The sequence below is a fragment of the Bariatricus sp. HCP28S3_A4 genome (genome assembly GCF_052066395.1).
Taxonomy (GTDB): domain Bacteria; phylum Bacillota; class Clostridia; order Lachnospirales; family Lachnospiraceae; genus Allocoprococcus.
In genome coordinates, this window is the sequence record NZ_JBQHSE010000002.1 from 1 (window position 1) to 26554 (window position 26554).

General features: G+C 44.3%; 23 protein-coding genes, 2 tRNA genes and 1 other RNA gene. 22 read left to right on the forward strand and 4 right to left on the reverse strand.

Going from position 1 to position 26554, the window contains the following annotated elements; translation table 11 throughout:
- Nucleotides 1-519 precede the first annotated feature (519 nt).
- Nucleotides 520-1611 carry a CdaR family transcriptional regulator gene (locus ACTNBF_RS00960; protein ID WP_441088605.1) on the reverse strand — a complete coding sequence of 364 codons (1092 nt, stop codon included), beginning with the start codon at nucleotides 1609-1611 and terminating at the stop codon, nucleotides 520-522.
- Between the two features lie 379 nt (nucleotides 1612-1990).
- Here ACTNBF_RS00960 and secG point away from each other — a divergent pair, with 379 nt between their 5' ends.
- From secG to ACTNBF_RS00995, 7 genes are all read left to right on the forward strand, one after another.
- Nucleotides 1991-2233 (forward strand): preprotein translocase subunit SecG, encoded by a 243-nt coding sequence (gene secG / locus ACTNBF_RS00965; protein WP_427806214.1) that lies wholly within the window; start codon nucleotides 1991-1993, stop codon nucleotides 2231-2233.
- A gap of 97 nt (nucleotides 2234-2330) precedes the next feature.
- On the forward strand, nucleotides 2331-4451 hold the full coding sequence (gene rnr / locus ACTNBF_RS00970; protein WP_441088606.1) for a ribonuclease R: 2121 nt from the start codon (nucleotides 2331-2333) through the stop codon (nucleotides 4449-4451).
- An 11-nt stretch (nucleotides 4452-4462) separates the two neighbouring features.
- A complete protein-coding gene (gene smpB, locus ACTNBF_RS00975; RefSeq protein ID WP_427818844.1) occupies nucleotides 4463-4930 on the forward strand; it encodes an SsrA-binding protein SmpB in 468 nt (155 codons plus the stop codon).
- A 59-nt stretch (nucleotides 4931-4989) separates the two neighbouring features.
- On the forward strand, nucleotides 4990-5223 hold the full coding sequence (locus ACTNBF_RS00980; protein WP_427818845.1) for a hypothetical protein: 234 nt from the start codon (nucleotides 4990-4992) through the stop codon (nucleotides 5221-5223).
- A gap of 117 nt (nucleotides 5224-5340) precedes the next feature.
- A complete protein-coding gene (locus tag ACTNBF_RS00985) occupies nucleotides 5341-5937 on the forward strand; it encodes an ECF transporter S component (protein WP_427806218.1) in 597 nt (198 codons plus the stop codon).
- A 90-nt stretch (nucleotides 5938-6027) separates the two neighbouring features.
- The gene (locus ACTNBF_RS00990; RefSeq protein WP_441088607.1) at nucleotides 6028-6513 is read left to right on the forward strand and encodes a YbaK/EbsC family protein; all 486 of its coding nucleotides are present in this window, start codon (nucleotides 6028-6030) and stop codon (nucleotides 6511-6513) included.
- Entirely contained in the window at nucleotides 6489-7007 is a 519-nt protein-coding gene (locus tag ACTNBF_RS00995) for an N-acetyltransferase family protein (RefSeq protein WP_441088608.1), read from the forward strand. Before ACTNBF_RS00990 ends, ACTNBF_RS00995 begins: the two co-directional genes overlap by 25 nt.
- Before the next feature lie 102 nt (nucleotides 7008-7109).
- Here ACTNBF_RS00995 and ssrA read toward each other — a convergent pair.
- The 3 genes from ssrA to ACTNBF_RS01010 all read right to left on the reverse strand — a co-directional run bounded on the left by ssrA (nucleotide 7110) and on the right by ACTNBF_RS01010 (nucleotide 7838).
- Nucleotides 7110-7456, reverse strand: a transfer-messenger RNA (tmRNA) gene (gene ssrA, locus ACTNBF_RS01000).
- A 231-nt stretch (nucleotides 7457-7687) separates the two neighbouring features.
- Nucleotides 7688-7760, reverse strand: a tRNA-Ala gene (locus tag ACTNBF_RS01005).
- 4 nt (nucleotides 7761-7764) lie between these two features.
- A tRNA-Val gene (locus ACTNBF_RS01010) sits at nucleotides 7765-7838 on the reverse strand.
- 103 nt (nucleotides 7839-7941) lie between these two features.
- Here ACTNBF_RS01010 and ACTNBF_RS01015 point away from each other — a divergent pair.
- The 15 genes from ACTNBF_RS01015 to ACTNBF_RS01085 all read left to right on the forward strand — a co-directional run bounded on the left by ACTNBF_RS01015 (nucleotide 7942) and on the right by ACTNBF_RS01085 (nucleotide 26444).
- A complete protein-coding gene (locus tag ACTNBF_RS01015) occupies nucleotides 7942-8850 on the forward strand; it encodes a LysR family transcriptional regulator (RefSeq protein WP_427806221.1) in 909 nt (302 codons plus the stop codon).
- 204 nt (nucleotides 8851-9054) lie between these two features.
- Nucleotides 9055-9579, forward strand: coding sequence for a C-GCAxxG-C-C family protein (locus ACTNBF_RS01020; RefSeq protein ID WP_427806222.1), 525 nt, complete (start codon nucleotides 9055-9057; stop codon nucleotides 9577-9579).
- Nucleotides 9580-9665: 86 nt separating this feature from the next.
- Nucleotides 9666-10589, forward strand: a complete 924-nt coding sequence (locus ACTNBF_RS01025; RefSeq protein ID WP_427818847.1) for a TDT family transporter — start codon at nucleotides 9666-9668, stop codon at nucleotides 10587-10589.
- Nucleotides 10590-10736: 147 nt separating this feature from the next.
- On the forward strand, nucleotides 10737-11414 hold the full coding sequence (locus ACTNBF_RS01030) for a response regulator transcription factor (RefSeq protein ID WP_427806224.1): 678 nt from the start codon (nucleotides 10737-10739) through the stop codon (nucleotides 11412-11414).
- Complete coding sequence (locus ACTNBF_RS01035) at nucleotides 11414-12877, forward strand: ATP-binding protein (protein ID WP_441049767.1); 1464 nt, start codon at nucleotides 11414-11416, stop codon at nucleotides 12875-12877. Before ACTNBF_RS01030 ends, ACTNBF_RS01035 begins: the two co-directional genes overlap by 1 nt.
- An 84-nt stretch (nucleotides 12878-12961) precedes the next feature.
- On the forward strand, nucleotides 12962-13567 hold the full coding sequence (gene hisH / locus ACTNBF_RS01040; RefSeq protein ID WP_427818849.1) for an imidazole glycerol phosphate synthase subunit HisH: 606 nt from the start codon (nucleotides 12962-12964) through the stop codon (nucleotides 13565-13567).
- 12 nt (nucleotides 13568-13579) lie between these two features.
- Complete coding sequence (hisF, locus tag ACTNBF_RS01045) at nucleotides 13580-14341, forward strand: imidazole glycerol phosphate synthase subunit HisF (protein WP_441088609.1); 762 nt, start codon at nucleotides 13580-13582, stop codon at nucleotides 14339-14341.
- A 22-nt stretch (nucleotides 14342-14363) separates the two neighbouring features.
- Nucleotides 14364-15038, forward strand: coding sequence for a uracil-DNA glycosylase (locus tag ACTNBF_RS01050; protein WP_441088610.1), 675 nt, complete (start codon nucleotides 14364-14366; stop codon nucleotides 15036-15038).
- A gap of 53 nt (nucleotides 15039-15091) precedes the next feature.
- Nucleotides 15092-15451 (forward strand): ArsR/SmtB family transcription factor, encoded by a 360-nt coding sequence (locus ACTNBF_RS01055; RefSeq protein ID WP_427806228.1) that lies wholly within the window; start codon nucleotides 15092-15094, stop codon nucleotides 15449-15451.
- A 39-nt stretch (nucleotides 15452-15490) separates the two neighbouring features.
- Entirely contained in the window at nucleotides 15491-17356 is a 1866-nt protein-coding gene (locus ACTNBF_RS01060) for a heavy metal translocating P-type ATPase (protein WP_441088611.1), read from the forward strand.
- 25 nt (nucleotides 17357-17381) lie between these two features.
- A complete protein-coding gene (locus ACTNBF_RS01065) occupies nucleotides 17382-17948 on the forward strand; it encodes a tetratricopeptide repeat protein (protein ID WP_441024219.1) in 567 nt (188 codons plus the stop codon).
- A gap of 5 nt (nucleotides 17949-17953) precedes the next feature.
- Nucleotides 17954-19198, forward strand: coding sequence for a GTPase HflX (gene hflX / locus ACTNBF_RS01070; RefSeq protein ID WP_427818852.1), 1245 nt, complete (start codon nucleotides 17954-17956; stop codon nucleotides 19196-19198).
- A gap of 2 nt (nucleotides 19199-19200) precedes the next feature.
- Nucleotides 19201-22536, forward strand: a complete 3336-nt coding sequence (addB, locus tag ACTNBF_RS01075; protein WP_441088612.1) for a helicase-exonuclease AddAB subunit AddB — start codon at nucleotides 19201-19203, stop codon at nucleotides 22534-22536.
- Nucleotides 22537-26181 carry a helicase-exonuclease AddAB subunit AddA gene (gene addA / locus ACTNBF_RS01080; protein ID WP_441088613.1) on the forward strand — a complete coding sequence of 1215 codons (3645 nt, stop codon included), beginning with the start codon at nucleotides 22537-22539 and terminating at the stop codon, nucleotides 26179-26181.
- Entirely contained in the window at nucleotides 26178-26444 is a 267-nt protein-coding gene (locus tag ACTNBF_RS01085; RefSeq protein ID WP_427806234.1) for a DUF1294 domain-containing protein, read from the forward strand. The genes addA and ACTNBF_RS01085 overlap by 4 nt, the downstream gene beginning before the upstream one ends.
- Nucleotides 26445-26554 lie beyond the last annotated feature (110 nt).

Below are 26554 nucleotides of genomic sequence, written 5' to 3' on the forward strand. Positions count from 1 at the left end.
CAAAGGCGGTGCGAAGCATCCTTTACATACACTGGAAACTTCGGTATTATCCAAGCAACAATCCAATGAATTTTTTAGCCACAAATGTTACAAAAAAGCTTGACCACAACAGTTGTCGTCAATCGACGTAGCCACCGCTACGCCTCATTCCTCCGCCTTGCATATGAAACAATCATCCTGCGTCAATGTATCAGATACTTATTTTTCGGTGTACTAGTACATCGGTTTCGAAATAACTATACTAAATAACTTGCCTATTTCTCCGATTGCACATGGCAAAAAGTCTCAGCGTAGCTAGCTATATAATAGTTTACGTATTGAAAAGAAGAAAAAAGAGAATAATCCGTAGCATTTTCCTTAAGTTACGTGTCAAAAAGAAATAAATTTATAATAGTCCGTAGCAGTGCGCTGAAACTACGTGTCAAAAAAGATGATTCCCCAAAAAATCCGTAAATCGTTATAAAATGCAAGAAACAAATGATAAGAAATTGAAGTGTTTCCTATGCCTAAGCATAAGACTTACCTTGATATCGTATAGTATAGTTTCACTGCAAGGTAGAGAATGACAGCATCCTGAAATCGGCGTGGATTCAATCCACAAATGCGATAGATGCGGTCAAGCTTATATTGAAGTGTATTTTTATGTAGAAAAAGCTTCTCGCAGGTTCGGTTAAGCGATTGCTCTTCCTCGAAATAGGTGCGCAGCAAAGAAAAATCTTCGGAGGAAAGTCCTGCAGCTGCCTTAGATAAAAAGTCTTTTTTGGTTACCGAATCTATCCTGGCCAGAATGATTTCCAAAGTCAGTTTGTCAAAAAGGGCAAAATGTGTCTCTGAACCGGAGAGACTTTCCAGAGCAATCCGGGCGGTACGAAGAGAATCATCAAGCTGATAGATACTGTCTGTTCGTCCAACTCCAAGAAGCACATCATCTCTGGCAGAAACAAAAGACTCGAGAATTGTCTGATGCGTATCGAATGAAGTACTGTCAATGATCGCTGCAAATTCGTTCGGATACTGAAAACAGAATACAGAATCCGGAATCCGTTCAAAGAGATGATGAATGGCGGATTCGACGGTGGAAATCCCGGAACGTCCTTCGTGAGAGCATACTTGTAGAAGAAGAACACGTTTTGGCTTCTTAGCATTTAGATGAAATTCCTGAAGCATTTTCTGAATGTATTCCGGATTTTCAATATTGCCATTTAACAGTGTCTGAATCAAGTAAGTTTTTTTCTCAGTCTGAGTCCGGGAAGCGGCATTTAGTTCCTGCTCGCGGATCAGAAGACGGGTAATCTTCTCAGCAAGGTAAGCATAACTTCGTACCTCGTCCGGTTCCCCACTGATTCCGATTACGGCAGTCAGAATGCCATTGTGTGTCACCGGAATATTCACACCCTTTTGTGTGCCGGAAAGGCTGTTGTCTTCGTAAACTTCCAGAGGAATTCCGGTCTTGATCACTTGTTTTCCACCCTCATGGAAGGTGCCGATGCGCGTTAAATCTGTACTTGCAATGATCATGCCGTTTTCATTGATGAAATTTATATTGTGCCCACAGACATCCTTGACAGTATCAACGATTTGCTGAGCCGTTTTCTTATTGATGATATTCATGGCAGAAACTCCTTTGTGCTTTGGGTGACTTACATTCTGACGGCTCTATGAAGGAGCCTATATAAAATAAAAAGCATATAACATCATTATATAATCTGGCATTTTCGGATGCAATAGAAAATGAGACAGAGCTTTTTATATTAATGTAACTGTTCAGAGCCAACCTCGAAAACACTTCGTGTTTTCTCAGTGTGGCGTATCCGCCAAATAGATTTGTCAAAAAAGGCTCTCACGAATGCAAGCATTCATCGGTCTTTTTTATCAAATCTGCTTGGCTCTGAACAGTTACATATTAATTTAAAAAGAGGAAAAATTTTCTTGAATAACACATCATAGTATGGTAGAATAATCATGGTTTATCCATCAGGAGGTGTGAATAATGGAGATTTTGAAAACGGTTCTTTTAATACTTTTTGCAATAGACTGTGTCGCATTGACAACAATCGTATTACTTCAGGAAGGAAAGTCAGCCGGTCTTGGAACGATCGCGGGAGCAGCCGATACGTACTGGGGACAGCATAAGGGACGCTCTATGGAAGGTGCACTTGTGAAGTCTACCAAGTTTCTTGCAGTTCTCTTTATCGTACTTGCGGCAGTGCTGAATCTGAAAGTATTTGGTTAACGAATGAATGGTTGAAAATGAGGAACACTCTATAGTAATTATAGGGTGTTCTTTTTTCGATACAGGGGCCCGAGGGAGTAAAACAGGGAGATAAAAAATGGACGAGATATTTGAAAAGCGGAAGAAAATTATATATGAATTTATCTGTGACGAGTTCTATGTGCCGATGAAGCTGAAAGAACTTGCGATGCTGCTGCAGGTGCCAAAAGATCAGAGAGATGAACTGAAGGCAGTAATGGATTCGCTGGAGGCAGAAGGCAAGGTTCATGTCACTCAGAAAGGGAAATATATCAAAGGGGAAGCGAAGCATCTGCGCGGAATCTTTCAGGCGAACGCAAGAGGATTCGGATTTGTGACGGTGGAAGGAGAGCCGGAGGATATTTTTATCGGTGAAGAGGATATGGGCGGTGCCATGCAGGGGGATGAAGTGGAAGTCGCCATTACGAAGGCACCGGAAGGAAGACGAAGAGAAGGAAAGATCCTGAAGATTGTGAATCGGGGAACGCAAAGACTGGTCGGTTATTATCAGAGCAGAAAGAATTTCGGTTTTGTAGTGCCGGATAATGAACGGATCTTACAGGATATTTTTGTCCCGGCAGAGCAGTCAAAAGGAGCTGTGACCGGACATAAGGTTGTCGTGGAACTGACATCTTATGGAGGAGAGAGAAAGAAACCGGAAGGCAGGATCGTAGAGATTCTTGGTCATGCAAATGATCCGGGGGTGGACATCCTTTCTATCGTGAAGGCATATGATCTTCCGATCGAATTCCCGGAAAAAGTGCTGAATCAGGCAGAACGTGTGGCAAAGCCGGTGACTGGAGCTGATATGGCAGGAAGGAAGGATGTCCGGGACTGGCAGACGGTCACGATCGACGGTGAGGATGCCAAGGATCTGGATGACGCGATCACGCTGACAAAGGAAGGGGACAACTATATCCTCGGCGTGCACATTGCAGATGTGACGAATTATGTGCAGGAGAACAGTGCATTGGACAGAGAGGCTTTAAAAAGAGGGACCAGTGTGTATCTGGCAGACCGTGTGATCCCTATGCTGCCGCATGTACTATCAAATGGCATGTGTTCTTTAAATGCCGGCGAAGACAGGCTGGCACTCAGCTGTATCATGACGGTGGACGCAAAAGGAAACGTAGTCGACCATCAGATTGCAGAGACGGTGGTCAATGTGGATGAGCGGATGAGTTATACCAGTGTGAAGAAGATCCTGGAGGAACATGACGAGGAAGAATGCCGGCGCTACCAGACCCTGCTTCCGATGTTTGAGATGATGAAAGAACTCTCTGAGATCCTTAGGAACAGAAGGCACAAACGAGGGGCAATTGATTTCGACTTCCCGGAATCCAAGATGGTGCTGGATGAAGACGGTACACCTCTGGAAATCAAGGCGTATGACAGAAATGTAGCCACAAAGATCATTGAAGATTTCATGCTTCTTGCCAATGAGACGGTGGCAGAAGAATATTTCTGGCAGGAAATCCCGTTTGTATACAGAGTCCATGAAGCGCCGGATGAAGAAAAAATGAAGAAACTGATCACATTTATCCAGAATTTCGGCTATACGATGCACGTTCCGAAAGGACAGGAGATTCGTCCGAAAGAGGTGCAGAAACTGCTGGATAAGATAGAAGGAAGCCAGGAAGAAGCAATGATTTCCCGGCTGACCCTTCGTTCCATGAAACAGGCGAAGTATTCACCGGATAATGACGGCCATTTTGGACTTGCAATAAAGTACTATACACATTTCACATCGCCGATCAGGCGCTATCCCGATCTGCAGATTCATCGGATTATCAAGGATAATCTGCGCGGAAGAATGACAGAAAGCCGAAGAGATCATTACGCGAAGATCCTGACAGAGGTTACGATGCAGGCGAGCAGCCTGGAACGCCGTGCGGATGAAGCAGAACGTGAGACGGTGAAGCTGAAAAAAGTTCAATATATGAAGAAATTCTACGGAGAAGAATTCGAGGGAGTTATTTCCGGTATCACGAAATGGGGACTTTATGTGGAGCTTCCGAATACGGTGGAAGGGCTGGTTCATGTTGCAAATATGATGGATGATCATTATGATTATGATGAGACTCATTTTCAGATGGTCGGTACTCACACAGGTAAGAGATATGAATTGGGTCAGAAAGTGAAAGTCCGTGTGACGGGCTGTGATACGATAGCAAGAACGATTGATTTTGAATTGGTATAAGGAGAGGCAAGATGGCAAAAACGCAGGGAAAACTGATCGCGAATAACAAGAAAGCATATCATGACTATTTTATACTCGATACTTACGAGGCAGGGATCGCCCTTGCAGGGACGGAGGTAAAATCTCTCCGTATGGGAAAATGCAGTATCAAGGAATCATTTATCCGGATCGAAAACGGAGAAATATTCATTTACGGAATGCACATCAGTCCATACGAGAAAGGAAATATATTCAATAAAGATCCGCTCAGAGTGAGAAAATTGCTGCTTCATAAAAGCGAGATCAACAAACTGCTTGGCAAGATCAAGGAAAAAGGAATGGCGATCGTGCCATTAAGAGTGTACTTCAGTGGCAGCCTTGTCAAGGTGGAGATCGGGCTGGCAAAAGGTAAAAAACTATATGATAAGCGCGATGACATCGCGAAAAAAGACCAGAAGAGGGAAGCTGAGAGAGACTTTAAAGTGCGGAATTTCGGATAAGCGATTCGCATTGATGGAAGCAAAGATAAAGAAAAACGGATGATTAGGAGGAAGAGAAGTTGGTACCACGGACAAAAGAAGATTTGAACAAAATGGTAACTCAGCAGACATTGGAAACGTATGAGGAACTGGCACCGCAGCTTGTTCAGCTGATTGACATGACGAAAAACAGAGCTGATCTGACAGATGCCGAAAAATGGGATGAGATTGCGCTGCATATGATGGGGTATGTAAAATCCTGCACCAACGAAATTATGGTGGAAGTGCTGGCGGAAATATTGGGTCTGGATTAAAACTGTACATATAAAAATAATGAAAATTGTGTATTTCTAAAAAGACAGTCAAGCGGTAATATAGGTCTATCCTTGAGAAATAAAAATAGGGAACAAGAAGAAAGGATGAGACGTAACATGAGACAGAAAAATACAACCGTATTAAAAATCGCACAGACTGCTCTTTTGGCAGCACTTTGCTATGTATCTTTTACATTTTTACAGATTAAGATTCCGATGCCGGGAGGAGATGCAACATCTCTTCATATCGGAAATGCATTCTGTGTTCTTGGCGCGCTACTTGTCGGCGGAGTGTACGGAGGACTGGCAGGAGCAATCGGTATGTCAATTGCAGACATCATGGATCCGGTATACATCACTGTAGCACCGAAGACATTTGTCCTCAAATTCTGCATCGGTCTGATCGTAGGACTGGTGGCACACAAAGTGGCAAAGATCAACGAAAGCACAGATAAGAAATACATTTTCAAATGGAGCGTGATCGCATCCGCCTTCGGACTTGGATTTAATGTGATCGCAGATCCTCTGGTAGGATATTTCTATAAACAGTATATTCTCGGACAGCCGCAGGAGATGGCATCTGTACTTGCAAAATGGAGTACCATGACAACATTTGTCAATGCAATTGTCTCTACGATTCTGGTAGCGATCATCTACAATGCACTTCGTCCTGTACTGCTCAAAAGTGGACTTCTGATCACAAAAGAAGCATAAGGTTCGATATTGTAATTCGATATGAAAACCGTTATACTAAGGGGAAGACCCGGTATAACGGTTTTTTACATCAACAGGAGGCATAGGAATATGGCAATCGACAAAGTAAAAGAGTATTTCAAAGCATATGGTATGGAGGACAGGATACTGGAATTTCCGGTATCGAGTGCAACGGTGGAGCTTGCGGCAGAAGCGGTGGGGTGCGAGCCGTGCAGAATTGCAAAAACACTGTCTTTTATGGCAAATGATTTTCCGATTCTGATCGTAGCAGCCGGGGATGCGAAGATTGATAATCATAAATACAAAGAAAAGTTTGCGAAGAAAGCAAAAATGCTTACGCCAGAAGAGGCGGAACAACTGGTGGGACATGCTGTCGGCGGCGTCTGCCCATTTGCGGTGAATGAAGGAGTTACCGTTTATCTGGACGAATCTCTGAAACGGTTTGAGACAGTATTTCCGGCATGTGGAAGCAGTAACAGCGCGATTGAACTTACGATTGAAGAACTGGAACGTTATTCTTCTTATATAGAATGGATTGATGTATGCAAAGGATGGGAAAGAGGAACGGACAGATGAACCATGATATTGAAATAAGAGAATATGTACCGGAAGACCTGGATCAGATGGTCGAGATCTGGAATGAAGTTGTAGAAGAAGGAATTGCATTTCCACAGGAGGAATGTCTGGATCAGGCGTCGGGAAAAGTATTTTTTGACAGCCAGAGTTACTGCGGTGTAGCGGTCGATACAGAAACGGAACGAATTATGGGGTTGTATATTCTCCACCCGAATAATGTGGGAAGATGCGGACATATCTGTAATGCGAGTTATGCGGTCCGTTCTGAGAGCAGAGGACTTCACATCGGAGAAAAACTGGTTCTTGATTGTCTGGAACAGGGGAAGAAGCATGGATTCGGTATCCTGCAGTTTAATGCAGTCGTAGCGACAAATGTGCATGCACGACATCTTTACGAACGACTTGGATTTGTGCAGCTCGGGATAATCCCGAATGGATTCCGTATGAAAGACGGAAGTTATGAGGATATTTGTCCGTATTATCATGAGTTATAGGAATGTGTGGAAAGAAGTGCTACTCCACAATGATATAAAAGGATCGTTTTTAACATACAAAAGGAAAAGCCTTGAAAATCCAGCATTTTCAAGGCTTTTCTCATATGGACCTGAGGGGAATCGAACCCCTGTCCGAAAGCTCATCCATCAGAGCATCTCCCATCACAGTCATTACTTTGACATTCCCTCCTTCGGACGCCTAATGACAGGCTGCCGAATTCAGTAGCTTCATAAAATCTTCCATTCCCTCAAAGCTTTGAGAACGAAGTGCCTCATCTGGTCGAAGCCGGTTACTTAAGCGATGAGCGACCTAAGGCCGACTGCTGCAAACTAGGCAGCTAACGCGTAATTATCGTCTGCGTTTAATTTTAAATACGGTTTACTGCGCGGTCCCGTCCCGCGGATGGCTTCTCCAACTTCCAAACCCCCGTCGAAACCAGTACAAGCCCTGGTTTATCTGTCTGCATGTTCTTACTATAAATGAATATGCAGAGGTCGGAAAGCTCCAACGCATATGTTATTATAAATGGGATGCCGGGGTGATGTCAAGGGGGGATGAAAACTTTACTTGGGATATATTTGCAGATTCTTTACAAGAAAAGAGTATCCTAGTATAATATCTATAGAAACAAAAGGAGTATCGCAAAAAAACAATGATTTTGCGGTACTCCTTTATGAAATGGAGTATACGGGATTCGAACCCGTGGCCTTTACAATGCGAATGTAACGCGCTCCCAACTGCGCTAATACCCCAAAGTGGAAGCAACGGGGCTCGAACCCGTGACCTCTCGCGTGTGAGGCGAACGCTCATCCCGGCTGAGCTATGCTTCCGTGCTGCTTATAAATTTCATTAAATCATATTATAGCACCGGACGAAAATAAATCAATTGTTGGATTATAATAATTTTATAAAATTTTCAGGAGATGATAATCGATGAATGTCAAAGATTTCAATGTGTTTATTACGGTGGCTGAGACGAAACACCTCACGAAGGCGTCCAAATTATTGTATATGACCCCGCAGGGAATAAGCAAAGTCATCAAAAATCTGGAAAATGAATGTGACTGTGAGTTGTTTCTGCGTACGGGAAACGGGATGGAATTGTCGGAAGCAGGCAGACATTTCCTTGAGTATGCAAAAAAGGCAATGAAAGAGTACTTTGATATGAGAAATGAACTCCTTCGGATCAAACAAAAAGAACATGGGGTGGTGGATCTGCTTTCCGCATTTGGTATCGTGCGTCTGGTTACTCCGGAGTGCATTTTGGATTTCAAGAAGAAGTATCCTGAGATTGAGTTCCACAGCAGAGAATGCCCTGATAAGCAGGTGGAACGATGGTTTCTTGCCGGGGAAGGGAATGTTGCCTTTTCGCTGGCACCCTGTGATGAAGAAAAATATGATGTATCAGAGCTTTCCGCTTTTCCGGTAAAACTTTTGGTGAATGAAAACCATCCGCTCAGCAGAAAAGAAACGGTTACGATACAGGATTTAAGAGGAGAGCCTCTTTATATAGAAAGCAGAGAGTTTAAGATTCACGATCTGATCGTGAATAAGTGCCGTGAAGCCGGATTTGAGCCGAACATCATGTTTGAAACAAGCGGATTCAGTTTATGCCACAAAATGGTCAGAGAAAACAAGGGCATTTCTGTTACGGTTGATTTTGTTTCCGATGATATGGGGCACGATAACATGGTACTGATTCCGTTTGCGGACGGAGACTATGAATGGAAGATCTGTATGCTGACGCGGAAGAATGAAACGGTTGGAAACGGTGTTGACATTTTCCAGAAACATGTGAAGGAATGGATGGACAGAATCCGGGAAGGGGATATCAATAGATAGTTGAAAGGGCGGAACGAAACGTTGACTTGAATTAGAAAATCCTACATAATTCACAAAAATTGACAGGATTTCAGATGGTTTTCTCTTGAAAATTTTAACTTATAGAAAACGCAAATATATTTATCAAAATTATAAATTAGTGTATAAAAATGCAATATGATAAAATATCCTTCAGGTAATTGATACACGAAGGAGGAAACAAAAATGAAAATTGGTGTAACAGAAATCAGCCCGAGAGCGGTGCAGCAGGTAGCGGAGAAAAAATTCAAAGGTGGATACTATTGCTGTGAAGCACTGATCAGTGCGATTCGTGACGAATTCAAGCTGGATGTTCCGGAAGAGGTTATCGCAATGGCTTCCGGTATGGCAGTTGGAGCCGGAAAATCAGGATGTGTATGCGGAGCATTTAACGGAGGTATCATGGCACTTGGAATGTTCTTCGGACGTACAGAGCAGGATGGCCCGACAAATCCAAAGAGCGTGAAATGTATGGAGCTGACCAAAGAACTTCATGACTGGTTCAAGGTTGCAAACCAGAAAAATGCAATATGCTGCAGAGTCTTGACGAAGGAGTTTGACAAAGGGAAAGGCGAACACAAAGAACAGTGTATTTTCTTCACAGGACTGTGTGCATGGAAAGTTGCTCAGATTGTCTGTCGCGAGCTTGGTATCAAGAATCTGGATGAGATTGATGAACCGGCACCAAGAAGAACACTCGCTGAAATCTAGAAGAATATGTGAACTTCCGGCGGTGTATCTGCCCGGAAGTTCACAAATTGAAAACAGTTTTTTTTGACAGAAAGGATGAGAGTGACATGAAAGATATGATTAAAAAAGTTCCGGTACCTCTTTGTGGGGTTATGCTGGGATTTGCGGCACTGGGAAATTTATTACAAAGCTATGGTGAGGGAATCCGTTCTGTATGCGGTATCGTGGCAGCATTTTTGCTGATTCTGATATTTGCAAAACTGCTTCTGTTTCCTCAGATGATCAAAGAGGATATGAAGAATCCGATTATGGCGAGTGTTGCGGGAACATTTCCGATGGCGCTTATGCTGCTTAGCACTTATGTGAAACCTTATATCGGAGCGGCAGCTATGTATATCTGGTTCTTTGCCATTGCATTACATATTGTGCTGATTGTCTATTTTACAGTGAAGTTTGTTTTAAAACTTCAGCTTCCAAAGGTATTTGCAAGTTATTACATTGTATATGTGGGAATTGCTGTTGCGGCAGTTACGGCACCGGCATATGAACAGCTTGGAATCGGAACGGCAGCGTTCTGGTTCGGATTCGTAACGCTGATTATTCTGCTGGTACTTGTGACGATCCGTTATGTGAAGTGTCCGGAAGTACCGGAACCGGCACAGCCGCTGATCTGTATTTACGCAGCGCCTACAAGCCTCTGCATCGCAGGTTATGTACAGTCTGTGACACCTAAGTCAAGAGGGTTCCTTCTTGCGATGTTAGTTGTAGCGACAGTGATTTATATTTTTGCGCTTGTAAAAGCAATCGGATATCTGAAATTAAAATTCTATCCAAGCTATGCTGCATTTACATTCCCGTTCGTAATCAGTGCGATTGCTACGAAGCAGACGATGGCCTGTCTGGCTAATATGGGACAGCCGATACCGGCACTCAAGTATCTGGTGCTGATTGAAACTATTATCGCCGTTGTCCTGGTAGTATATACATTTATCAGATTTATGGGATTTATCTTTGCCGGAGAAAAGAAATAATATAGAAAACCACCAGTCGTATCAAAAACGACTGGTGGTTTTCTTACTTTTTATGAGAATGATATCGAAAATTAATTCACATATGCAACACATTTTCGTGTTACAATGGGAAAATAAAGAAGATACCAAAGTGAGAGGAGCATTTTTATGGATAAATTAAAAATTCTGGTAGTGGACGACGAGAGCAGGATGCGGAAACTGGTCAAAGATTTCCTGCAAAGGGAAGGATTTGAGGTGATCGAGGCAGGCGATGGTCTGGAAGCAATGGACCGGTTCTATGAGGACAAGAATATTGCGCTTATTATTCTGGATGTTATGATGCCGAAGATGGACGGATGGCAGACATGCAGGGAGATCCGCAAGGAATCGAAGGTGCCGATCATCATGCTGACAGCGCGGGGGGATGAACGGGATGAGCTTCAGGGATTTGAGCTTGGAGTGGATGAATATATATCCAAACCTTTCAGCCCAAAGATCCTGGTTGCCAGAGTGGAAGCGATTCTGCGCAGAACGAATGCGCTTGCGGCGGAAGAGACGATCTCGGCCGGTGGAATTGAGATTGATAAGACCGCGCATATGGTGAAAATCGATGGAAAGCCGGTAGAGTTAAGTTTCAAGGAATTTGAATTACTCACGTATTTTGTGGAGAACCAGGGAATTGCACTTTCAAGGGAAAAAATTTTAAATAATGTGTGGAATTATGATTATTTCGGCGATGCCCGTACAATTGATACCCATGTAAAAAAACTGAGGAGCAAACTTGGGGATAAAGGGGATTACATTAAGACGATCTGGGGTATGGGATACAAGTTTGAGGTGGCATAATGAAACATTCGATTAAGCAGCAGATGATGATGGTATTCGTCGGTATTGTTGTCGTTATGATGCTGGTATTTATGGCGGTGAACGGGGGGTTCCTGGAAAAATACTATATTGCTGAGAAGCAGTCGGAATTTGTCAGAACCTATTCTCTTTTGAAAAATGGTGTTATAAGCGGGACATTGATGGAAGAAACTCCGGGAAGTGAGCTGAGTAAATTGACGGAAAAGAACAATATTGCTGTTGTTGTGATCGATCCGGAAGCTTCTTATATTTATACGAATGCCAGGAATCTGGAAACGGTGATGAAGAACCAGCTTATGGGATATCTGTTTAATAAGAACAATCAGGAGATTCTGAAAAAAACGGATGAGTATGTTATCAGCAGATCAATGGATATGCAGAACAGTACAGAGTACATTGAGATGTGGGGAGAGTTTGAGAACGGCTCCGTATTCTTGCTGAGAAGTCCGCTTGACAGTATTCGGTCGGCGGTGAGAATCTTTAATCAGTTTATCGGAATGGTTGGTGGCATTGTTATCTTACTGAGCCTGTTTGCTGCATGGTATTTTTCGAAAAAACTTTCAGAACCTCTGATGGAGCTGGCTGCTCTTTCTCAGAAAATGGCGGATCTGGATTTTGAGGCCAAGTATACAAGTGGGGGAAGCAATGAAATCGGTATTCTGGGTCAGAGTTTTAATCAGATGTCTGAAAAACTGGAACAGACGATTTCCGATCTGAAGAAGGCGAATAATGAATTGCAGATGGATATTGAGCAGAAAGAGAAGCTCGAACGTATGAGAACGGAATTCCTTGGGAATGTTTCCCATGAACTGAAGACGCCGATCGCGCTGATTCAAGGATATGCGGAAGGCTTAAAAGAGGGAGTCAGCGATGATCCGGAGAGCAGGGAATTCTACTGTGATGTGATTATGGATGAAGCCGGAAAGATGAATCAGATGGTGAAGAACCTTCTGACACTGAATCAGCTTGAATTTGGAGATAATGATGTGCAGTTTGAACGGTTTAATCTTACGGATCTGATTCGTGGGGTACTGCAGAGCCTGGATATTATGATCACCCAGAAGGAAGTACACGTTATTTTCAGACAGGAAAATCCGGTATATGTATGGGCAGATGAATTCAAGGTGGAGCAGGTGCTGCGAAATTATGTGAATAATGCACTGAATCATGCGGAAGGCGAAAAGGTTATCGAGATTAAAATCGTAGAAATAAATGAAAAGGCACATATCAGTGTGTTTAACACAGGCAATCCGATTCCGGAAGAAGACGTGGAACATATCTGGGAGAAGTTTTACAAAGTGGATAAGGCGCGAACAAGAGAATATGGAGGAAATGGTATCGGGCTTTCTATCGTCAAGGCAATTATGGAATCTCTGCACCAGGCGTATGGTGAGAAAAATTATGATAATGGAGTGGAATTCTGGTTTGAGCTGGATGTAAAGTAATTGAAAACTCTTGCCCCTATAGAGAAAAACGTCTATAATAATCACATGATGCAAGTTACAAATGAAGACAGCGAGGGCAGACAAATGATAGCGATTATTGATTATGATGCAGGAAATATCAAGAGTGTAGAGAAGGCATTGATTTTGTTGGGAGAAGAGCCGGTGATCACCCGTGACAGAGAGACGATTCTGAAGGCGGATAAAGTAATTCTTCCGGGAGTGGGAGCATTTGGTGATGCCATGCACAATCTTAGAAAATATGGGTTGGACAAGGTGATACATGAAGTTGTAAAGAGACAGATACCACTGCTTGGAATCTGCCTGGGACTCCAGCTTTTATTTGAACGCAGCGATGAAACGCCCGGTGTGGAAGGACTTGGCGTGCTGAAGGGAGAGATTCTTCGTATTCCGGAACAGGAAGGACTGAAGATTCCTCATATGGGATGGAATTCTCTGAAACTTCAGAATAATGGACGATTATTTCAAGGTCTGGAAGAAGATCCTTATGTATATTTTGTACACTCTTATTATCTGAAAGCAGAGGATGAAAGCATCGTAAAAGCGACAACGGAATACAGCACGCTGATTCATGCATCTGTAGAGCAGGGGAATGTATTCGCCTGCCAGTTCCACCCGGAAAAAAGCAGTGATACGGGACTTCGAATTCTGGAAAATTTTGTGGCATTATAGGAGGACAGCAGTATGTTTACGAAAAGAATCATTCCATGCCTGGATGTAAATAATGGTCGGGTGGTAAAGGGCGTTAATTTTGTAGATTTAAAAGATGCAGGAGATCCGGTAGAGATTGCAAAAGCTTATGATAAAGCCGGAGCAGACGAACTGGTATTTCTGGATATCACCGCATCTTCGGATGCCAGAAACACCGTGGTTGATATGGTGCGTAAAGTGGCTGAAAATGTGTTTATTCCTTTTACGGTAGGCGGCGGAATCCGTACGGTGGATGATTTCAGAGCGCTTCTCAGGGAAGGAGCGGACAAGATCTCTGTAAATTCCGCAGCGATCATGAGACCGGAACTGATCAGCGAAGCGGCAGAGAAGTTCGGAAGCCAGTGTGTGGTAGTTGCAATTGATGCAAAGCGCCGTGAGGATGGCGGATGGAATATTTACAAAAACGGCGGACGTATCGATATGGGAATCGATGCGGTTGAGTGGGCCATGAAAGCGGAAAAACTGGGAGCAGGAGAGATTCTCCTGACCAGTATGGACTGCGATGGTACCAAGGCGGGATATGATCTGGAGATTACACGGACAATCGCGGAAAATGTCTCCATACCGGTAATTGCTTCGGGAGGAGCAGGGACACTGGAACATTTCTATGACGCGTTAAGTGAAAAGGGTAAAGCGGATGCAGCTTTGGCAGCATCACTTTTCCATTACAAAGAACTGGAGATCCGTGAGGTGAAGGAATACCTGAGAGAGAGAGGTATTTCGGTACGCTTATAGAGAAAAAGAGGGATAATAGAAAATGGCTGCGCTGAATAATGACTGGCTGGATGCTCTGAAAGGGGAGTTCAGAAAACCATATTATAAGAAATTGTTTGAAACGGTGAATCAGGAATACCGGACTCATCGTATCTATCCTCCGGCAGATGATATTTTCAATGCATTTCATCTGACACCACTTAAGGATGTGAAGGTTGTGATACTGGGACAGGATCCGTATCATGGAGACGGGCAGGCACACGGACTTTGCTTTTCGGTAAAACCGGATGTGGAGATTCCGCCTTCACTGGTGAATATTTATCAGGAACTGCATGATGATCTGGGATGTCGGATCCCCAGCCACGGGAATCTGACCAAATGGGCGAAGCAGGGAGTTTTGCTTCTGAACACAGTTCTGACGGTGCGGGCGCATCAGGCGAACTCTCACCGTGGAATCGGATGGGAAGAATTTACGGATGCGGCGATTCAGGTATTAAACAACCAGGACAGACCGATTGTGTTTATTTTATGGGGAAGACCGGCACAGCTTAAGAAGAGGATGCTGAACAATCCAAAGCATTTGATTCTGGAAGCACCGCATCCAAGTCCATTATCTGCCTACAGGGGATTTTTCGGAAGTAAGCCGTTCAGTCAGACGAATCAGTTTCTGGAAGCAAACGGCCTTATGCCGATTGACTGGCAGATCGATGAACTGTAGTGGATAGAAACAGATAAAGCAATTTTTTGTCTGTACGAAGGGAAGGGGATTGTATGAAAAAAACGGAAGTGGAATGCTGTGACATTTTTCAGATACATGAAGAACTGGTGAAGAAGGCCGAGGAAAATATCCTCGATGAGGATAGGCTGAAGGAGCTTGCGGATTTTTTCAAAGTATTTGCAGACACGACCCGGCTCAGAATTCTGAGCGTTTTGTTTCAATCGGAAATGTGTGTATGCGATCTGGCGGAAGTGCTGGGAATGACGCAGTCGGCTATTTCCCATCAGCTCAGGATCCTGAAGCAGATGAAGCTGGTCAAGAACCGCAGGGAAGGAAAGACAGTGTTCTATTCTTTGGCGGATGGACATATCCAGACGATTATGAATCAGGGGATGGAACATATCATGGAATAGAGAATGCTGTCGATGTATGGATAAAGGGGTTTGAGGGTTATGACCAAAGAGATAAAAAGACAGTGGATCGTATTTGGAGCGGGTCTACTTGCATTTTGGGGAAATATCGTGCTCCGGGAGAAGGAAATGATCGTGGGGAATATGGTATTCCCCTTCTTTCTTATATCCTACATTTTGCTGGGATATACAGTGTTCCGGCACGTTATAAGAAACATAGAAAAAAAGCAGTACTTTAATGAGAATATTCTGATCGTGATGGCATCTGCGGGAGCAGTCGGAATTGGAAGATATACGGAAGGCAATCTGATCATGATGCTGTTTGCATTTGCCGGAATCATGGAAGATATGCTTATGAAGCATTCTAGAAATGTAATCAATAAGCTGATGGATATGCAGCCTACTGTGGCGGTGAAAAAAGTACGTGGAAAAGAATACAAGGTGGCACCGGAGCTTTTGAAAATTCGAGATACGGTGATGGTAAAACCCGGAGAACGTATCCCTGTGGACGGGGTCGTGACAACCGGAGAAACGACGGTGGATTCGCGGATGCTGACGGGGGAGATGATTCCGCAGACAGCCCGGGAAGGGGACAGAGTATACGGGGGAAGCATTAATCTTACCGGTGTGATCGAAATCAGAGTGATCCGGACTTATCAGGAGTCGACCTTATCACGGATCCGTCAGATGGTGGATGACGCAGGCGGGGAAGATACAGAAAATACGACAATGACGGGGCGGTTTATGTGGAAATATATTCCGGCTGTTATAATGCTTGCCGTTGCGGTTGCAGTTGTTCCTCCCCTTACGTTTTCATGGGGGCAGTGGCATGAATGGATCTACCGTGCCTTTTTGTTCCTGATTGCCGCATGTCCGTGCGGCCTTCTGATCTCAGAGCCCATTGCTTTTCTGGGAGGAATTTCGGCGGCGGCGAAGCACGGTGTGATCATTAAGGGCGGAAGGTTTTTGGAATATCTCACGGAAGCGGATGTGTTTATTTTTGACAAGACCGGTACGCTTACTGAAGGCGTGTTTGAAGTGACGGAAGTGCATCCAACGGAGATCACAACAGACGAGCTTCTGAAATATGCAGCTTATGCGGAAAGTTATTCCAATCATCCGATTGCCAAATCCCTCCAAAGAGCCTATGGGCATCCGATTGATAAAAAGCAGGTGCAATGGATCAAGGAGACGGCGGGACTCGGGGTCAGTGCAACCGTAGAAGGAAAAAGAGTACATATCGGGAATCGTAGGATGGCGAAAAAGCATGGTGCTGAATATGAGCAGGTAGAAAGTGGAGGAACTGTTTTACATGTAGTTGTGGATGATAGATATGCCGGATATATTGTGGCGGAAGATACAATCAAAGAAGAAGCATATGATCTGATCGAGTGGCTTCAGAAGAAGGTTCATGTATTGACTGTAATGCTGACGGGTGATCGGCGGTCGGCGGCGCTTCATGTCGCTCGGAAATTGAATATTGATTATGCCTATGCGGGACTTCTTCCGAAGGATAAGCTGGAACAGTTGGAGCATTTTCAGGGATTGAAAGAAGAAAACGAGAAAGTGGTTTTTGTTGGCGACGGAATGAACGATGCGATTGTGCTGAAAAAAGCAGATGTCGGTGTGGCAATGGGAGCACTCGGATGTGATGCCGCGATTGAGGCTGCGGATATCGTACTTCTTGAGGATGACCTCTCCAGACTGGCCGGCGTGATCGGCCTTTCAAGAGAAACCTGCCGTGTTGTAAAGGGGAATATCAGACTGGCAATGTTTGTGAAGATTGTGGCGCTGATACTTGCAGGACTTAAGCTTGCTACACTTAGAACAATTTTGATTGTGGATTTGGCAGTTATGTTTGTGGGACTTTTGAATGCACTTTTAATTTCAAAATATCCGATGGAATAATCTTAATATAGAAGGGTAGATTAGAATGAGAAACAGTATGAAGAAATGGAACAAAAGCAAATATAGTTTGGTGATGCTGCTTCTGGCTGTGATGTTGGCAACTTCTGGCTGTACTTCCATTGTAAAAGAAGGGACAGAGCTGCTTGAAGAAGGAAATTATACAGAGGCAGCGGAAAAATTCCAGGAGTCAGTTGATAAAGGAAAAGACCTGGGAGAAGCATGGAGGGGGCTGGGAATCTGCTACTGGGAAGAAGAAGATTACGAAAAGGCAGAAAAGGCGTTTGGAAATGCACTTCAAAACGGTTCGGAGGAAACAGCAACCATTTATAATATGTTGGGAATCTGTGCATTGATGACGGATAAACCGGAAAAGGCAGTCTATTATTTTGAAAATGGGCAGGAGTTTCCGGATGCGGGTCAGGAGCTTTTGAAAGAAATGTCATTTAATCTGATTGCGGCTTATGAGCAGGTGGGGGATTATCAGAAAGCAAAAGAAAAGCTGGAAGTTTATCTCAGTCTGTATCCGGATGATGAACGTGCGCTGAAAGAAAAAGAGTTTTTGAATACGCAGGTCCCAAGTAGAGAGGAATAGAATGTATGGCAATCTATGAGATAAAAGATGAAAAAGAAAAGCTCATTCTGGTGGGAGTCGCAAGCAGTGCGAACGATGATACCGAACAGTCATTGGATGAGCTTTGCGATCTGGTCGATACGGCAGGAGGTGTGGTCGTCGGCAGGGTCATTCAGAGGCGGGAGATGATTCATCCCGCCACTTATGTTGGTAAGGGGAAAATTGAGGAAATCAAAGAACTTTTGTGGGAAACAGATGCGGACGGCATTGTTTGTGATGATGAATTGTCCCCTGCACAGACAGCGAATCTGACAGAACTTTTGGATACAAAGGTAATGGATCGGACACTCATCATCCTGGATATCTTTGCCGGGAGAGCATCGACCAGTGAAGGGAAGATCCAGGTGGAGCTGGCTCAGCTCCGTTACAGGCAGACTCAGCTTACCGGCGCCGGCAAGGCATTGTCCCGTTTGGGAGGAGGAATTGGCACAAGAGGACCGGGAGAAAAGAAATTGGAGATGGATCGAAGGCTGATTAAGAACCGGATTGCCCTTCTCAACAGAGAACTTAAGGATGTCAAAAGACATAGAGATCTTACCAGAGAACAGCGCAGCAGAAATCATATGCAGGTGGCTGCCATCGTAGGATATACGAATGCGGGAAAATCCACATTGCTTAATACGCTGACGGATGCAAAGGTATTGGAAGAGGATCAGCTTTTTGCAACGCTGGATCCTACAACAAGAAATTTGAAGCTGCCGAGCGGCCAGGAGATGTTGGTGACGGATACGGTCGGATTTATCAGGAAGCTTCCGCATCACCTGATTGAAGCGTTCCGGAGTACTCTGGAAGAGGCAAAGTATGCGGATCTGATTCTCCATGTGGTAGATTCCTCCAACCCGCAGATGGACGAGCAGATGTATGTGGTATATGAGACACTGCGTAAGTTGGAAGTCATGAATAAACCTGTCATTACAGTATTTAATAAGATGGATCGACGTGGGGAGAACGCATTGCTGCGCGATTTTCAGGCAGACAGAACCGTGCAGATTTCGGCAAAGACCGGAGAAGGGATTCCAGAGCTTCTCTGTGCGATTGAACAGCAGCTGCGGGAACAGAAAATTCTAATAGAAAGAATGTATCCTTATCAGGAAAGCTCCCGCGTACAGATGATTAGAAAATATGGAGAGCTTCTGGAAGAACACTATACGGAAGAAGGAATTTATATCCGGGCTTACGTCCCGAAGGAGATCTATGGAAGGAGTTTGTGATCATGTCTCTTCAGTTTATTTTTGGAAATTCCGGATCCGGAAAATCTCATTATTTGTATGAATATATTATCCGGGAATCAATACGGTTCCCGGATAAAAATTATATTGTACTGGTTCCGGAACAGTTTACGATGCAGACACAAAAGGAGCTGGTCATGCGTCATCCAAGACATGGGATTATGAATATTGATGTGCTTAGTTTTGCTCGTCTTGCATTTCGCGTGATGGAAGAAACAGGGGAAAGTGGGCGTAAAGTACTGGATGACGAAGGAAAGAATCTGATTCTGAGAAAGATAGCCGGAAAGCTGGAACCGTCATTAAAAGTTATCAAAGCTAACCTGAAAAAACCGGGTTATACCAGTGAGGTAAAATCGGTTATTTCAGAACTGACACAATATAATATCCAGCCGGAAGGAATGGGGCCTTTATTCGATGCGGCAGGTGACAATATGAGCCTTTTGCTGAAACTAAAGGATATTCAAACGGTTTATTCGGCATTTGAACAGTATCTGGCTGATCAATATATTACGAAGGAAGAAATTCTGGATGTGCTCAGCCGGGTGATGGGAAAATCCCGGATATTGAAAGACAGCGTGATCGCCCTGGACGGATTTACCGGATTTACACCGGTACAGAATAAGGTCCTGAGTGAAATGCTGACATATTGCAGCAAAGTTTGCGTGACGGTTACTATGGATGAGCGTGAGAATCCTTATGTGTTAAAGGACAAGTATCAGCTTTTCTCATTAAGTAAGCAGATGGTGAAATCACTCATAGAACTGGCACAGGAAAAAGAGGTTTTGGTGGAAGAGTCGGTCTGTCTTTATAGCAGGCCGGTTTATCGTTTCCGCTGTAATCCTGCGCTTGCACATCTGGAATCAGAAGTGTTTCGGCATGCTCAAGAGAAGTATCAGAAAAAAACGGATCGTGTCCGCTTGTATCTGGCGCATAATCCGGCAGATGAAGTTATGTGTGCGGCTCAGAGGATTCGCTTTCTTGTGCGGAAGAAGGGCTATCGGTATAGAGATATTGCCGTGATTGCCAGTGATATGAATGTTTATGCTGACGAAATCGAAAAGAACTTTGCAAGATATCATATTCCGGTATTCCTGGATTATAAGAGAAATGTACTTCTGAATTCTTTCGTGGAATATGTGCGGAGTCTTCTTGGAATTGCAGAACAGAATTTTTCCTACGAGAGTGTATTTAGGTTTTTGAGAACCGGACTTGCAGGATTTACATCAGGTGAAGTGGATCTGATGGAAAACTATGTCCTTGCACTTGGAATCCGTGGGTATAAGAAATGGCAGGAAAAATGGATCAGACGCAGTGCGCAGACGACAGAAGAAGACCTGGAGACACTGAATCATTTGCGGGTGCGTCTGGTGGAAAAGATGGACGGACTGATGTTTGTGCTGAAGCAGCGTAAAAAAACGGTGAAGGATGTGACGACCGCACTCTATGAATTTCTGGTACAGGAGGAAATGCAGCAGAAGATAAAGGTTCAGGAGAACCAGTTTGCGGAGGCGGGGGAGCTGGCACTGGCAAAGGAATATTCGCAGATTTACCGGGCTGTCATGGAGCTCTTTGATAAGTTTGTTGGACTTCTTGGAGATGAATATATTTCACTCAAGGAATATTCAGAACTTCTGGATGCCGGGCTCGAGGAGGCGAGAGTGGGAGTGATTCCTCCAAGTCTGGACGAAGTAATGGCGGGTGATGTTGAGAGAACGCGTTTGAAGAATATCAAGGCTCTGATTTTCCTGGGAGCGAATGATAATCTGGTGCCGGGGATTATGCCTACGAAGGGACTGATCACCGAGCATGACAGGGAGCGGTTCGAGAATGCCGGAATCACTCTGACACCGGGAACGAAAGAAAAAACCTGTATTCAGAAGTTTTATCTTTATCTTCATATGACGAAACCTACGGAAGAACTGACTGTCAGTTTCAGCAAAGTTTCGGCAGAAGGAAAAAGTCTGCGTCCTTCTTATCTGATCGGGGAGCTTAAGAAGATTTTTCCGGAAGTACCGATTTATGATATGGATCAGTATGGACCGGAAGTGCTGGAACTGGTGCCGGAGCTAGGAATCGATTATCTGATTGAAGGATTGAGAAAGCCCCAGCGGCAAAAAGATGGAATATGGCAGGAGCTATATCGCTGGTATTTGAAAGATGAGAGATGGAAAAAGGATGTGGAAAGGCTGGTAAATGCGAGCAGGTATCGGAAACGGGAAGATTCACTGGCGAAAGAGACGGCTGAAAAGCTCTATGGGCCCTGGGATCCGAGTGTATCCAGAATGGAGAAATTCGTTGCTTGTGCCTGTGCACATTTTATAGCTTACGGGCTCCGGCTTAAGGAGAGAGAGGAATACCGCTTTGCAGCGCTGGATTTCGGAAATATATTTCATTCAGCAATGGAGAAGTATGCTCTTAAACTGGAGAAAGAACAGGAAGGGTGGACGGAAATATCTGAAGCGGATAGTCGAAAACTGATCGAGGAAAGCGTGGACGAGAGTATTGTGGATTACAGTAATACGGTCCTTTATAGTTCTGCGCGTAATGCTTATATGATTCCACGTATCAAACGGATGATGCGCCGGACGGTGTGGGCGATGACCAGACAATTGGAAAAGGGACAGTTTCGGCCGGAAGGGTATGAGGTGCGATTTGGCAGCGGAAAAATAGACCGGATCGACACCTGTGAGACGGAGGATTCTGTTTACGTGAAAATTCTCGACTACAAGACCGGAACAAAAACTTTTGATATGGCAGCGTTTTACCATGGACTCCAACTGCAGCTTGTTGTATATATGGAGGAAGCATTGAAGCTGGAAGAGAGAAAACATCCGGGAAAAAGGGTTGTACCTGCAGGAATCTTCTATTATCGGCTTAAAGATCCGGTGGTGGAGAAGCAGATCGATCAGGAGAAACTGGAAGAGGCAATTATGAAAGAATTGCGTCTGGATGGACTGGTCAATGCAGATGAGGCAGTGATTCAGAAGCTGGATCAGGATTTTACGGCGGGATCCAGCGTGATTCCAGTATCGCGAACGAAGAATGGATTGTCCAAAACATCCAAGACCGTGAATGATGAAGAATTCAGAGAGATACTGGATTATGCGGCAAAGAAACGGAATGATCTGCGGGAAAAGATGTTGAGTGGAAATGCAGAAGCGGCGCCTTACGAGATGGGAAAACAGACAGGGTGCGATTATTGCATATATAGGGAGATCTGCGGATTTGATGACCAGATTCAGGGATATGAGTATCGGAATCTTCCTGTATATACCAGAGAAGAAGTGTTGCATAAAATATCCGGAAAGGGGGAACGATAGATGGGCGTGACGTGGACGAAGGAGCAACAGCAGGTTATTGACTTGAGAAACCGGAATATCCTGGTTTCGGCGGCGGCCGGTTCCGGAAAAACAGCGGTTCTGGTAGAACGTATCATTAGCCGTCTGACGAAAGAGACTCCTCCGCTTGATATTGACCGGATGCTGATCGTGACTTACACTGATGCTGCGGCAGCGGAAATGAAAGAACGTATTGCGGCGGCAATCGGAAAAGCAGTGGAAGAAAATCCACAGGATGAACATTTAAAGCATCAGCTTGATCTGATACATACTGCCAGGATCACAACGATCCACAGTTTTTGTATGTCTGTGATCCGAGAGTATTTTCATGTGATCGATCTGGACCCGGGATTCAGGGTGGCGGAAGACGGAGAATTGCGCCTTTTGAGGCAGGATGTCTTAAAAGAAATGCTGGAAGCACATTTTGCCGAAGAAGATGAATTGTTTCTCCAATTTGTAGAGACATTTGCAACTGGACGGGAAGACACGAAACTGGAAGAGATTATTGAACAGTTGTATCATTTTTCGGGGAGTTATCCGGACCCGGATGCCTGGCTGGATCAGTGTGTGGCGGCCTATCAGTCAGGGATGGAAGAAGACTCGGAATTTATGAAAAGGGGATTTGCCTATATTCAAAACTGTCTGGGAGACATTCGCGCGTATATGGAAAAGGCGAGAATGCTTTGTAATGAGCCTTCCGGCCCGTATATGTATGAAAAAACGATCGATGAGGATGAACAGATACTGAAACCTCTTTTTGCGGCGGACACTTATGAGAAGATGTGGCGAGTGTTCCCGGAGAAAGGAAGTTGGGCACGTCTTGCACCGAATCGTGACAAAGAAGTGGATCCGGAGCTTACCGGTCAGGTTAAAGAGCTGAGAGAGACGTGGAAGAAACTGATCGAGAATCTGCGAGAAGGCTATTTTTTCCAGAGCCCGGAGGGGATGAAAGAGGACCTCGCGATGTGTTTACCTGTTGTGACTGTACTTGTGAATCTGGTGAAAGAATTTGAAAGGGCATTTGCGGAAAAGAAGGCGGAAAAGAATCTGATTGATTTTCGGGATATGGAGCAGTTTGCACTCAAAATTCTGACCAGAAAGGAAAATGGGTATCTGGTTCCTTCGGAGACTGCCCTGGAATATCAGGAACAGTTTGAGGAAGTTATGATCGATGAATATCAAGACAGTAACTTTCTTCAGGAAGCGATACTGACCAGTGTTTCCAGAGTAAGCAAAGGAGAAAATAACCTTTTCATGGTGGGGGATGTAAAGCAGAGTATCTATCGATTCCGACTCTCCAGACCGGAACTTTTTATGGAAAAGTTTGAACACTACAGTACAGAGGACGGAGATTGCCGTCGAATTGATCTGCATAAGAACTTTCGAAGCAGAGCGGAGGTGCTGGAACCTGTCAATGGAATTTTTCGTCAGATTATGACGAAAAATCTGGGGAAAATTGAATATGACGATCACGCGGCCCTTTATGTAGGAGCGGACTACCCGGATTGTCCGGGCAATGAGGCGGAACTATTACTGATTGACACGCAGGAGGAAGAAGAAGGACAAATTGAAGGAACGCGACAGAAAAAATCTGTGCAGACAGCGCGGGAAATGGAAGCGAAGGCGGTGGCTGAACGGATTCATTTGTTGATGGACAGTCAGAAAATCTGGGATAAGGATGCCCAAACATTCCGTAAGGTGGAATACCGCGATATCGTAATTCTCTCGAGAAGTATCAGCGGATGGGCGGATGTATTTGCGCGAGTTTTAAGTCAGGAAGGTATTCCCGCGTATACAGAGTCGAAGGAAGGGTACTTTCAAACGCTGGAGATTGGGTGGATGCTGGATTACCTCCGCGTTCTGGATAATTTCAGGCAGGAGCTGCCTCTTGCGGCGGTCCTAAAATCTCCATTTGGCGGCCTAAGCAATGAAGAAATGGCGGAAATTCGTGTTATGTTTCCGGAACAGCCGTTTTATGACTCCGTACGGATGGTGGCAAATATAGAAGGAGAGACTGGTGCGAAACTTCGAAAAGTCTTGAAACAGATCGAGGATATGCGGAGTCGTATCCCATATACCTCGATTCATGATCTGCTCTGGCAGATCATGACGGAAACCGGATATAGGGGATATATATCTGCCATGCCGGGCGGAGAACAGAGGCTGGCGAACCTGGAGATGCTTCTTGTAAGGGCAAAGACGTTTGAGGCTACCAGTTATAAAGGATTATTTCATTTTGTCCGATACATTGAACAGCTTCAGAAATATGAAGTGGACTATGGCGAGGCGGGCATTTACGATGCACAGACGGATGCGGTGCGTATCATGAGTATTCATAAAAGCAAGGGTCTGGAATTTCCTGTCGTTATTGTTGTAGGCATGGGAAAGCGATTCAATACTCAGGATATCCGGGGAAGCGTTGTGATTCATCCCGATCTGGGAATCGGGATCGATGCGGTTGATTTGACGAGACGTACGAAGTCTCCGGCAATTTTGAAAAAAGTGATTCAGATGGAAACCGGACTGGAAAATCTGGGAGAGGAACTGAGAGTCCTTTATGTTGCGATGACAAGGGCAAAAGAAAAGCTGATTATGACAGGAGTCATTCCGGGAGCCCAAAAGAAACTGGAGATACTCGATACATTTTTGGAAGAAGGACAAGACACGCTGGAATTCACCAGACTGATCGGAGCAAAGACTTATCTGGACTGGGTAATTCCGGCAACCCTGAGACTGCATGAATCGGATTCTGTGCAGGTCCAGGTGATATCACCTTCAGATCTTACTGCTATGGAGGCGGAAAGGAGCCTGGAAGAACAACTGGATGCATCATTGATGCTGCAGGAAGTCACAAATGAAGGCAGCCCGTTTGCGAGCCACGATGAGGCGTTTGCAGCCAGAATTGCCGAACAGTTCACTCATCAGTATCCATATGAGGGTGAAGAACAGCTTAAAATGAAATTTACTGTTTCTGAATTGAAAAAACGTGCATATCTTTTGGGGGAAGAAGAAAACGGAGAGATGCTGGTGGAAGAGGAAGATGTGGTGCCGTTGATCCCTGAGTTTTTACAGGAAAAAGAGGAACTGACAGGGGCATCCCGGGGAAGTACCTATCATAAATTGCTGGAACTTCTGGATTTTACGAAGGAGTACGATGAAGAAGTGCTCCGAAAAGAAATCGATTATTTCCGGCAGCAGGGATTTCTGACGAATGAGATGGCCGCATGTATCCGGCCGGATGATATTTTGCATTTTCTGGATACTGATATGGGAAAAAGAATGAAAAAAGCGGCAGGATGCGGCAGACTTCATCGAGAGCAGCCTTTTGTATTCGGGATTGATGCCAAAGAACTTTATCCGGACACTGCTTCTGGGGAACTGGTGCTGATTCAGGGAATTATCGATGTGTATCTGGAAGAAGATGATGGACTTGTGGTGCTTGATTATAAGACGGATCAGGTGAAATTTGGAAGAGAACTGGTGGAAAAATATCAGGAGCAGCTTCGGCTTTATGCCAGGGCACTGGAACAAATGACATTAAAAAATGTAAAAGAAGAAGTGATTTATTCCTTTACGCTTGGTGAAGAAATTCTGCTGGTAGATCAGGAAGGTAGACTGGAAAAATGATTTGGAAAGAAATAGTGATATATCTGATCGTGATCAATATGCTGACATTCTGCGTGTATGGAATCGATAAGAGAAAGGCAATCAGAAAGCAATGGAGAGTTCCGGAAAGAACGCTACTTTTCCTTGCGGTGATCGGAGGATCAATCGGAGCGTTGGCTGGAATGCAGGTATTCCGACATAAAACGCGACATTTAAAATTTAAACTAGGAGTACCGGGGATTCTGGTTGTACAGGTGATCATTCTGTATTGCGTTATGAAATAAAAATCGAATTGGACGATGAAAAAAGCATTTTTACCGAAGAAAACAGGGTGAGAGTGCTTTTTTATTTTTGAAATAATAATGTATTGACAAACAATATTATACGGTATATA